Source organism: Acidisphaera sp. S103 (assembly GCF_009765975.1).
Lineage (GTDB): Bacteria > Pseudomonadota > Alphaproteobacteria > Acetobacterales > Acetobacteraceae > Rhodopila.
In genome coordinates, this window is record NZ_LMUJ01000063.1 from 47,473 (window position 1) to 58,108 (window position 10,636).

The 10,636-nt window shown below is 62.2% G+C and carries 9 protein-coding genes; 2 read left to right on the forward strand and 7 right to left on the reverse strand.

Translation table 11 applies throughout. From position 1 onward, the window contains the following. Positions 1-3: 3 nt before the first annotated feature. The 5 genes from GSQ89_RS20980 to GSQ89_RS21000 form a co-directional block, all read right to left on the reverse strand. A complete protein-coding gene (locus GSQ89_RS20980) occupies positions 4-447 on the reverse strand; it encodes a DUF488 family protein (RefSeq protein WP_158928845.1) in 444 nt (147 codons plus the stop codon). Continuing rightward, complete coding sequence (nudC, locus tag GSQ89_RS20985) at positions 447-1,376, reverse strand: NAD(+) diphosphatase (RefSeq protein ID WP_158928847.1); 930 nt, start codon at positions 1,374-1,376, stop codon at positions 447-449. The genes GSQ89_RS20980 and nudC overlap by 1 nt, the downstream gene beginning before the upstream one ends. A gap of 73 nt (positions 1,377-1,449) precedes the next feature. After that, positions 1,450-3,000 (reverse strand): DHA2 family efflux MFS transporter permease subunit, encoded by a 1,551-nt coding sequence (locus GSQ89_RS20990; RefSeq protein WP_216856305.1) that lies wholly within the window; start codon positions 2,998-3,000, stop codon positions 1,450-1,452. Beyond that, positions 2,997-3,452: a MarR family winged helix-turn-helix transcriptional regulator gene (locus tag GSQ89_RS20995; protein ID WP_158928849.1), complete on the reverse strand. Its 456-nt coding sequence runs from the start codon at positions 3,450-3,452 to the stop codon at positions 2,997-2,999. Before GSQ89_RS20995 ends, GSQ89_RS20990 begins: the two co-directional genes overlap by 4 nt. Before the next feature lie 222 nt (positions 3,453-3,674). Continuing rightward, positions 3,675-4,622, reverse strand: a complete 948-nt coding sequence (locus GSQ89_RS21000; protein ID WP_158928851.1) for a hypothetical protein — start codon at positions 4,620-4,622, stop codon at positions 3,675-3,677. A gap of 559 nt (positions 4,623-5,181) precedes the next feature. On the opposite strand from GSQ89_RS21000, the gene GSQ89_RS21005 reads away from it, so the two are divergent. Together GSQ89_RS21005 and GSQ89_RS21010 are read left to right on the forward strand one after the other, a co-directional pair. Continuing rightward, complete coding sequence (locus GSQ89_RS21005; RefSeq protein WP_158928853.1) at positions 5,182-6,852, forward strand: reverse transcriptase domain-containing protein; 1,671 nt, start codon at positions 5,182-5,184, stop codon at positions 6,850-6,852. Between the two features lie 104 nt (positions 6,853-6,956). Continuing rightward, complete coding sequence (locus GSQ89_RS21010; protein ID WP_158928855.1) at positions 6,957-7,856, forward strand: hypothetical protein; 900 nt, start codon at positions 6,957-6,959, stop codon at positions 7,854-7,856. A 451-nt stretch (positions 7,857-8,307) separates the two neighbouring features. On the opposite strand, the gene GSQ89_RS21015 is transcribed toward GSQ89_RS21010, so the two are convergent. Beyond that, positions 8,308-9,435, reverse strand: coding sequence for an amidohydrolase family protein (locus GSQ89_RS21015; protein ID WP_158928857.1), 1,128 nt, complete (start codon positions 9,433-9,435; stop codon positions 8,308-8,310). Next, on the reverse strand, positions 9,432-10,532 hold the full coding sequence (locus GSQ89_RS21020) for an amidohydrolase family protein (protein ID WP_216856306.1): 1,101 nt from the start codon (positions 10,530-10,532) through the stop codon (positions 9,432-9,434). Before GSQ89_RS21020 ends, GSQ89_RS21015 begins: the two co-directional genes overlap by 4 nt. Between the last annotated feature and the right edge of the window lie 104 nt (positions 10,533-10,636).

Genomic DNA, 10,636 nt, shown 5'->3' on the forward strand with positions numbered 1-10,636 from the left:
TCGTCAGGGCGTGGCCAAGTGCACGACAGGCTGGCCGGTTTCGGCGACGATCATCTCGGCGACCAGGCTCCGATGGCAGGTCGTGTGGTCCCGCTCGAAGCACAGCAGGCAGGCGGGACGTTCCCGCACGAGCTGCTTGGCCTGGACCAGCTCGGCCTGCGACCGGTCGGACGTCATGTGCTCGCGGAAGATGACCTCCATCCGTTCAGGATGCCCGGCTCGGACGGCATCCCGCCCGGGCTTGGGGGTCCCGAGGGCTTGAAGATGGACATAGGCGATGCCCACTTCGTCCAGCGCGGCCGCAAGCTGCCGTTTGGAGAAACCAGGCTTCCGCGACTGCGGTACCGCCCGGACATCGACCAGCAGCGCGATCTTGGCATCCCGCAGCGTCGCCACCACCGCGTCGATCGTGGTGCCCTCATAACCGATGGTGGCGAGGTCGGGCATCAGCCGTGCGCCAGCCAATCTTCGATCAGGCGGCGGGCGATGCTGTCGACACGTGGCAGGGCGAAGCCATGCTGGTCGCAGTTGCGCATCTGGTCGCGGCTGAACCAGCGGGCGTCTTTCAGTTCCTCGGGGTCGATGGTGATCTCTTCCGTCAGCCCCTCGGCGTAGAAACCGAGCATGATGTTGCCGGGGAACGGCCAGGGCTGGCTGGAGTGGTAGTGGACGTCGCCGACCTGGATGCCGGATTCTTCCAGGACTTCGCGGCGGACCGCCTCTTCCAAGGTTTCCCCCGGTTCCACGAACCCGGCCAGCGTCGAGTACATGGTGGCCCTGGGGAAGCGGGTGGAATGCCCGAGCAGGGCCTTGTCGCCGCGGTGGACGAGCATGATCACAGCGGGGTCGGTACGGGGGAAATGCTGCGTGTTGCAGACCGTGCAGAGCAGCATGTGGCCGGAGCTTTTGACCTCGCACGGGTTGCCGCACAGGCTGCAGAACTTGCTGCGCTGGCGCCAGTGCATCAGCCCGCGGGCATGCGCCAGGACGGACGCCTCCGGACGGGGAACGCCCCAGCCGACGGATCGAAGGTCGACAAAGGTGCCCAGCGTCTCCGGCAGTAGCGGCACGGGATCGTCCGTCGCGGAAATGTCGATGGCAAACACGGCACGGGCTTCCAGGATGCCCAGGAAGGCCCAGGGGCCGTCCTGTTCCATGCGCAGCGCATGGGCGGTGGCGCCGGACAGGTAGACGGCCTCCGGCGTGCCATCGTCGGTGGTGCGGACGAGGTTTCGGGTGCGCCACACGGGGACGAACAACGTCTCGGGGTCGGCCAGCTTCGCGGCGATCCAATCCGGATCTTCCCGGCGCGTGGCGATGCGGTCGAGCGGGGAGGAGGAATAGACGTTGGGGCGGCTGGCCAGGATCAGGGTCACGTCAGGGCGTTCCAGGTTCGGGTTTGTTGCGTCGGACCCTGCCACTTGTGGGGGGATGGGGCAACGGTCGCCCTCATTCCGCGGCGGCTCGGGACCCGGCCGGGGTCACGGCCTGCCGTGGCGGCCGAGCGAGTAGCAGAAGCGGGACAACGACGATGGCGAGGATGAGCATGAGCTTGAAATCGTCCATATATGCAATGATCTGGGATTGCCGCGTGATCTCCTGGTCGAGCATCGCGGCACCGTGGATGGAGCCGGGGTTCCAGAACCGCAGGGCGGCCCCGGTTTGCAGGGCGCGCTCGAACGGAGTCACCCCGCCGGCGATCAGCGCGTGATTGACTTGCGTGTTCGTCTCCAGCAGGGCACCGGTTACCGAGATGCCGATGGCGCTGCCCAGATTTCGCATCAGGCTGTAGATGCCGGCGGCCTCGGTCCGCATGGTGGCGGGCAGCGTCGCGTAGGTGATGATGTTGATCGGAATGGTCATGAAGCCGATGCTGAGGCCCTGCAGGAAACCGACGCTGATCATGGTTCCCTCCGACACGTCGGGGGTCCAGGAGGTCATTTCGTAGAGTGCCAAGGCCCCTGTCGCGAAGCCGATGCCGACCAGCAGGCGTGGGCTGACCTTGTTGACCAACCGGCCGACCAGCGGCGCGGCCAGCATCAGGCCGGCTCCCCGTGGCGCCAGGACGATACCGGCGGTTACCACGGGATAGCCCATCAAGGTCTGCAGATACGGCGCCAGAAGGGCCAGGGTCGCATACATGATCAGCCCCATGGTGAAATAGAGGGTGATCCCGACGACGAAGTTCCGGTCGGCGAACAGTCTGGGTGACAGGAAGGGTTTGGGTGCCAGGGAAAACTGGACGAGAAACAAATACAGGCCGACGCCGGCCAGGCATGCCTCCGCGATGATTTCCGGTGAGGCGAACCAATCCAGCGTCTCGCCTCGGTCGAGCATGGTTTGGAATGCGCCGATCGCCAGGCTCAGCGCGCCGAAGCCGATCCAGTCCAGCCGGACCGATTTCCCGTAGGGCGACTCTTTCAGAAATGTCAGCAAGCCGAAGGCCGTCACGATCCCGAACGGGACGTTGATGTAGAAGACCCAGCGCCAACTGTGGTTCTCGGTCAGCCAGCCACCCAGGATGGGGCCGAAAATCGGCCCGACCATGACCCCCATGGTCCATAGCGCCATGGCTTTGCCGCGTTGCTCGACCGGGTAGATGTCGAACATCACCGATTGCGACAGCGGCACCAGCGCGGCGCCGCACATGCCTTGCAGGACCCGGAACACCACGATTTCATCGAGCGAGTCCGCCAGGGCGCACAGCACCGAGGCTACGGTGAATCCGACGACGGCCGTCACGAACAGCCGGGTGCGGCCGAAGCGGGCGGCGAGGAAACCGGTCGGGGTCGTCATGATCGCGGCCGCGACGATATAGCTGGTCAGCACCCAGTTGATCTCTTCCTGGCTGGCCGACATCGTCCCTTGCATATACGGCAGCGCGACGTTGGCGATGGTGCTGTCGAGCGACTGCATCAGCGTCGCCATGATCGTGCAGGTCGTGATGATGATGCGGTTCGTGGCGCTCATCGGCGCCGTTTCGGCGCTGGACGCTGTCACACCTCGCTGTCCTGCTGTTTCGCGAGGTTTTCGCAGACCAGGTCCAGCACGTTTGTGGCGATTTCGATTTGGTCGGGGGACAGGCCGACGAGGGTGGCGTTGCGGACGTCGCGTGAGACGGCTTCGACCTGGTCGATGATCGACAATCCTCGATCGGTTACGGTGATGATCTTGGCCCGGCGGTCGACGCTTTCCTCGCGGCGTTCGATGAGGCCGGCGGCTTCCAGCGCATCCAGCAGGCGCACGACGGATGACCCATCGAGGACGAGCGAGGCGGCGAGGTCTTTCTGACGCACCGGGGCGGGGGTGCGGGCGAGGTAGATGAGTGGCAGCCACGTTGCCTCAGTGAGGCCGAAGGGTTGCAGGCGGCGGTCCACCGCGCGGCGCCACTGCCGGCCGGTGCGGGCGATGAGGCGGCCAAAACCGTCGCGAAGCTGCTGCTGGGTTTTCATTGGTGGGCCATTAGTTGGTGACGCAATATATGGTACACCATCTAATGTCGCAAGAGTCGTGGGCTGGAGGCGGCGGTTCTTGGTTTACGGGGTGGAGGTCATTTTCGGGTCCGGTGCCCCAGGTTTATGGCACGGCCGCCGGCCAGGCCGGGGTCGTCTAAAGGGTGTGCCGGCTGATCGGTTTGGTGTTGGACTGCGCCCGAGCCTCTCGGGATGACGGGTTCAGGGCACCGGAGCGGGGGATTGGGGCACTTTCCCGTCGATATGGGCGCCGTCGTTCGTCCTTCCGAGCATTTCGAGGCCGTTTGCGGGCGATTCTCGAGCGGCTAAACGCGATCTGGCCAAGAATTCGTGGATAACGTCGCGTGGACCCGTTTTACCCAATCTTTTGGGCACCCCGTTCCAGTGTATTGCGCTCAACTGCGTCTCAAAAGCCGTGTTGTGAGAGTTTGTCTCGGCTTTTGATACATTTCTTTGGTCTTCAGACGCTGCCGGCGGCTCGGCTGGCGTTGTTCCGAGCCACGCTGGGTGCATATCTTCGGGCGCCGCCGCCGGCACCCCTCCGAACCAGGTCGGGGGCGCCGCTTCGGGTTGTGCCGGGGGTGTGGCTGTGGGCGACGGCGCGTCCCGCGGCCCGGAATCCGTATCCATCACGCCCAGCATCGACCGTTCGGCGATATGCTGAACCCACGCGTCCTGGTTCGCCGCGCCGTCGATCGCGTCCCGTTTCTGGCGCTCGGCTTGCACCCGCATTAGGCGTGCGTGGGCGGACAGCGAGGTTCGCACCATCGAACTGTATTGGGCGTTCAGGCGTAGCATCAGTTGGATGTCGCCGGCGTTTTGGCGGAGCAGGCGCAATAGGTCCTCGGCCTGGGCGCGGGCGGCGATGCACTGGGCGGCGAGATCGGCTTCGTTCGCGTTGACCGGCAGCAGGGCGGCCACCTTGGCGATGGCGGCGTGGTTTCTGGCGCGGAGGGCTTCGGGCGTGTCGTCGAGCGGCGGCGGTAGTAGGTCGGTTAGGGTGTGGACGAGTTGGTAATACAGGGGCGTGGAAAGATCGATGGCCGGAGGTGGCGGAGAGGAGGTTTCCATTCCTGGAATTGTAAGTTCATATAGGAAATAAGTCAAGGATTGGTGATGTTGTGCCGGTTCGAGTTGTTGGGTGGACATGGGTAGCACCCGGTTTTCCGTCGGTTATCGCGTGCCGAAGAGGGCATGCGGACATGATCGGTTCGGGTCGACGCCGTTTCCCCGTCGCCATGGGTCTACCCCAATTGGTCAGGACAGAGCCATAAAGTAGAAATGGTGCATCGGTTGAACCGCTTGTTGCTGGGACTTTGCCGCAGTCTGGACGGGCGCCTGGGCGGATGGCCGCAGGCGACCGAGACCGGACATTTCGCGCTGACAGCACCATGACCTGTGTTGGCCGAGAACTAACGTTCCGCATCTGGGCAACTGGACCAGGAGAGCGGACCTTGAGAGCACAGACGTTCTTACCTCAAACGGCTTCCAGTACAAGCCCATCAGGGGGTTGCCCTGGCTCGGAGTTCCATGCATTTTCCCCAAATGGTCCGCTTGGAGGAATTGCCCTTAGCCCGGTCGTAACTGCTGGGCTTCTCAAACGGTGCGCACAGAGGCACCATCGTCGATCACGTTGCGCAGTCCATGGATATACGCGATGAACGCCATGATTCTGGAATGAGAATACTCCGGCGGACCTGTACTTCCTGTGAATGATCCTACCGAACAGGCCAAGCTCGAACAGGCGTTTAGAGGCTTGAAGACCCGCGACGGCGTGGCGGCCCTTCTCGGGGTTAATAGGCGCAGCCTAGCCTATCAAGTCTTCCGTCATCCGAAACCGTACATTAGCTTCGCCATTAAGAAGCGCAGTGGCGGAATGCGGACGATCTCGGCCCCCAATCCTTCATTGAAGAAGATTCAAAGGTCGCTCAGCAAATATCTTTGTGCGGTCTATCGCACGCGTAACCCTGTCCATGGCTTTGCCCTGGAAAGAAGCATCGCCACCAACGGTAATGTACATCTTGACAAACGCTATATCCTGAAGATCGACCTCAATGAGTTCTTTGACTCCATCCACATCGGGCGTGTCATCGGCCTATTTGAGAAAGTATTCCACTTTAACAAGGATGTAGCGACCCTACTTGCCCAGATATGCTGCCGCACGGGAAGCTTGCCGCAAGGTGCGCCGACTTCTCCAGTGCTCTCGAATCTTATCTGTTGGAATCTCGACAACGAGCTACGCCGAGTGGCAATGACGCATCGCTGTTCCTACACGCGATATGCAGATGACATTACTTTTTCGACCAATCAGGCTAGGTTTCCCAAAGATCTCGCCACGATCGCAGAGATCGACGGGGTTGCCGCTGTCACCGTCGGGGCGGCAATCATCGGCGTTGTCACCGCGAACGGCTTTACGATCAACCAAAGCAAGGTGCGCCTGCTGACCAAGACCCAGCGCCAGGAGGTGACTGGGGTTGTGGTGAACGTCAAGCGGAACGTTGACAGACGCTTCATTCGCAACATCAGAGCGACACTTTTCAAATGGGAAAAGCTTGGTACCCTGCATCTGCAGAAGCAGTATGAGGACGTCTATCGCCGATCAGCCAATCCCAGCCGGCCACCCGCGGCGATTGAGGATGTCATCCGTGGGCGAATCGAACATATCGCCTATATACGAGGCCAGAGGGACACGCTTTATGCTGGGCTCGCGACACGATTCAACAAGCTCGCAGAGAAATGGCTTATCATTCCGGCGACCGCCTTCGAAGCATTCACGGCCCGCCTGCGCCGAGCGGTGTGGGTGATTGAGTGCGATGGAGACAAGCTATCGCCCGATAGCGAACCATCAGATGGAGCTTTGATGCAGGGAACGGCCTTCTACCTCGAAGGTACGGGCTGGGTGACATGCGCGCACTGCGTCGAGTGGGATGGCATCGACAATTCTAAGGTCAAGTATTTGTTCCGGCCTGACAACCCATCCAAGCGCTATTCCTTCAAGATTTCCCGATCTCAGCCGACCGTCGACGTTGCTGTCATTTCCGCAGACATTCCAGCTTCAGAATACGAACCCCTGCAGATCGCAGCAACCGCACCAAGCCGGAACAATCTTGTTCAGGTGGTGGGATGGCCAGAATTCCGCCTCGGTGATGAGATCACCGTCATGGACAGCCGTATCATCTCATTCACAATGGTCTCCGGTATTCGGCGAATGAGGGTTTCGGCGCCGATTATCGGAGGAAACAGCGGCGGGCCCGGCCTGAATGCCGATGGTCAGGTCATCGGTGTCGTTGTCACGGGGTCTCATAAGGGCGAGCAAACCATCAACAACGCACTCATCCCGATTTCCGCGCTATCCTACCTCGAGGATACACCAGACTAAACCCGAGCAATCGTCCGATCCTCTGAACTATGTCATGTTTACAGCGTGGACATTCCCGGGAAAAATATCGCCTGCATCAAATGGAGCTCGGGCGGTCGGTCAGCATGACAAATGTGTTCTCTCGCACGGTTCCTCGGATGGAGCGGACCTTCGCCCTTAGGGCGCTCAATCAGCACGAGACCGAGATAAATCGGCATTATTGGTCCTTCAAAGTGATTTCAGACTATGCGGGCTACCTGGCAAGGCAAAAGGTCTCCTCGGACAAAACCTTTCGGACCGCGACCCTATTTCACGCGACGGGACCGGACGCTGTTCGAATACCCACAACTGCTGGCGATTGGCTAGATGCCAGAGATGATCTCGAGAACTGGCTCCGCATCAGCTCTCTTGTGTCGGCTACCTCCTATCTGGAAACGTACCTACGGCAGGTTGTACGGTCCGCACTGATGTCCGCTCCGATGGCACGTCACGGTATCGCCAGCGCTGTTGACGGAACGCAACTGCTCAAAATCGGCAAAGAGATCCCCTATGACGAGGACATCAGAAGAGTTACTGTAGGAGACTGGAGCAGTAGGGCTGAGGGTTTTCGATCCTTATTCGGAACCATTCCCGCGGCGATCGCCGCAAATCTGAAGCGGCTTGAAGCGATTCGCCGGCTACGGAACATGTACGCACATGGCTTTGGACGAGACAGCGAAATCATACCGGAACCATCCGCAATGACGCCCGGAACTATGGCTCGGTTACACGCAAACAGGTTCCTGAACGACATCGGCATCATATCCAAGGTTGCCGCGTCCGTAGATGAGCTTCTCTTGAGGCAGTTCATCGGTAATTTCGAGCTTGTCCATTTCTATCATCTCTGGCGAGCGAAACCTCGAGTGGGTAAAGAAGCCACATACTCCGAAGCCAGAGCTTTGGCTCGATCGCTAAACAAGGAGGCAAATTGCACCGCTAACGCCTTATTTTGCGCGGGCCTGATTTCTTTTTACCATGCTGCTTAGATCGATCCCGTCGATGGAAAAAGCAACCTCCGCCACCCGCGCCAAGTGCTTGCGGCTCTTCACGCCGCCACAATCGGCTCTCGGGACGAACTTTCCATATTAGCGGGAAGGTTAAACCATCATCCTACCTCCTCGTGTCCGCTTCCGGGAGCCCCTGCAACTCGGCGGAATGAGCGGGAAGTGCGCAAACCAGCTATCACGGCTAGGTCCTTCCTGCGTCTGCTTTCCACGCACAGCGGTCTTTCCGGCGGTGGCCCATTCTTCTGACCAAGACCGGCCGACTGCCGCTCCGGGCGCCGGGAAGAATGCTACGGCACCCTGTCCAAACCTGTGGTGGGTTACTGGCCGCGGCGGATGGCTCGGGCTGGCGCCGAGCCATGACGCGGCAAGCGTCTCGATCGAGGTTTCGGCAGGTCGATTCGGTCGGGTTGACAGACCCACCCCAACCCGATCAGGCCTGCCGGTAGACCGCCCTCGCGTTGTCCCGGAACACCATCTGCCGCTGCATGTCGGATAACTTGATCGGCAGCGCCTGTGCGGGGTCGTCGAAATCCCAGTGCGGGTAGTCGGTGGCGAACAGGATGCGGTCCCAGCCGATCCACTCCAGCGCCTCGGCGAGTTGGCTGCGGGGTTCGGGTTCCTCGACCGGCTGCGTGGTGAACCAGACGTTGGAGCGGATGTACTCCGACGGTGCGCGCTTCAGATGCGGCAATTCCCGTTTCAGCTTCGCCCACTGGCGGTCCATGCGCCAACCGAGCGCCGCGGCCCAGGCCAGGCCGCCTTCGACCAGCACGACGCGCAGGTTCGGCAGGTGCTCGAACACGCCTTCCAGGATCATGCTGACCAGCAGCGCCTGCTGCGCCTGGGCGTGGCCGACCATTTCCTCGATGTAATAGCTGCCCCAGCCGCCGGCGGTGTTGGGCCAGCCGCCGTTGCCGAAGGCGTGGATACCGACGGCCAGATCGGCCGCCGCGGCGGCTTCGTAGATCGGCCAGTAACGGCGCTGCCCCAGCGGTTCAGCGGTGCGGCTCAACAGCAGCACCTGGGCGAAGTCGGTATCGCCGGCGCGTGCCTCGATCTCCTTAACGGAAGCCGCGCTGTCCTCGTAAGGCACCACGACGGACCCGCGCAGGCGCTTGTCCTGCGATGTCCATTCGGCCTTCTGCCACTCATTTGTCGCGCGGGTGATCTCGGCCGACAGCAGCGGGTTGGTCGCGCCCTGGCCGCTGGTCAGCGGGTTCAGGATGCCAAGCGCCACGTTGTTCGGGTCGAGATGCTGCTGCGCCATGAACGCCAGGTCGCTGCCGGGCGAGCGCCCGTCCGGCAGGAACGCATCCCGCCGGCACGCCTGGGGCTGGCCTTTCGGGTAGGCGGAGCCTTTCTCCCAGGGCTGGCGATACTGGATGCCGAATTCCTCGACATGGTCCACCCAGCGCTTGGTCAGATACGGATACAGCGACGTGCTGACACCGCCGATGCCGACGCCGGCCGGGCGGGGATGAATGTCGCAGTCGGCGATGGCCAGCTTCGATGTCGAAGCAGCCTGGACGCCGGAGCGGTTGAGGACGTCCACGTTCATGGCACGGTCTCCTTTTCGTTCAATCGAACATAGGTTCGCAGCGGGTTCTCCGCCATGATTTTCCGAGCGAGGTCCGGATCGAGGCCCTCGGGGATCGGCTGCTGGCCGTCAAACTGGTAGTGCGGGTAGTCGGTGGAAAACAGCAGCATCTCGTCCGACCCGATATGGTCGATCAGCCGCATCACCGACGACGGGTCGGGCGGCGCATCGAACGGTTGCAACGTCAGCCGCACGCGGTCGCGGACGATGGACCCGGGCGGATCGGAGACCCAGGGGATCTCGCTGCGCAGGCCTTTCCAGAACTTTGTCAATCGCCACAGGTACGCCGGCAGCCAGGTGACGCCGGATTCCATCAGCACCACGGTCAGGCCGGGGTATTTCGCGAAGACGCCCTCGGCGATCAGGCTGGTGAGCTGAGATTGGAAGGCGGTGGCCTGGTTGACGTATTCCTCGGTGAAGCTGGTGGGCCAGCCGACGGGCGTCATCGGATGGCGATACATGCTGCCGGCGTGGATGCCGATGGGCAGGCCGTGGCGTTCGGCGGCGGCGTAGATCGGCCAGTATTGCCGCCGGCCCAGCGTGTTCTCACTGCCCACCAGCAGCATGATCTGGACGAAGCGCCGGTCGGGGGCGCAGCGGTTGATCTCGTCCACCGCGTGTTCGGCGTTCTGCATGGGAACGACGATGGACGCGCGCAGCCGCGGATCGCGGTCCAGCCACTCCTTCGCCACCCAGTCGTTCAATGCTCGGGTCATCGCGACGCCGAGGTCCTCGCTGAATTGCGCCTGCACGCCGTAGAGGCAGTTGCAGATGGCGAGGCGCGTGCCGAACGGGTCCAGCGCCTGGCGGCCCAGCGTTGCGACGTCCGTGGCGGTGCGGCCGGTTTCGTCGCGGAGGTCCTGGCGGAAGCTGAGCGGATTGCGGGTGGGGTAGGCGATCGTGGTCAGGTCCTCGATGCCGCGCCGCACGACGGTTTCGCGCCAGTGGTCGTCGAGATAGGGCATCAGGGCGGCGATGCTGGGAACGACGGGGTGGATGTCGCAATCGATGGGGGCGATCACCATGGCCGTATCGTCCCCACCGTTGGCCTCGCCCATGCCGTTTCCTTACCGTCATGGCCGGGCGTGTCCCAGCCATCTTCGCACCGGCGGACGAAGCGCGGATGGCCGGGACACGCCCGGCCATGACGATAGGACAATGG

What these genes read in the sequence shown, in the direction of transcription:
- GSQ89_RS20980 (WP_158928845.1), bottom strand. Translation starts at nt 447, where the DNA reads ATGCCCGACCTCGCCACCATCGGTTATGAGGGCACCACGATCGACGCG.
- GSQ89_RS20995 (WP_158928849.1), bottom strand. Translation starts at nt 3,452, where the DNA reads ATGAAAACCCAGCAGCAGCTTCGCGACGGTTTTGGCCGCCTCATCGCC.
- GSQ89_RS21015 (WP_158928857.1), bottom strand. Translation starts at nt 9,435, where the DNA reads ATGAACGTGGACGTCCTCAACCGCTCCGGCGTCCAGGCTGCTTCGACA.
- GSQ89_RS21010 (WP_158928855.1), top strand. Translation starts at nt 6,957, where the DNA reads ATGACAAATGTGTTCTCTCGCACGGTTCCTCGGATGGAGCGGACCTTC.
- GSQ89_RS21020 (WP_216856306.1), bottom strand. Translation starts at nt 10,532, where the DNA reads ATGGGCGAGGCCAACGGTGGGGACGATACGGCCATGGTGATCGCCCCC.
- GSQ89_RS21000 (WP_158928851.1), bottom strand. Translation starts at nt 4,622, where the DNA reads ATGTCCACCCAACAACTCGAACCGGCACAACATCACCAATCCTTGACT.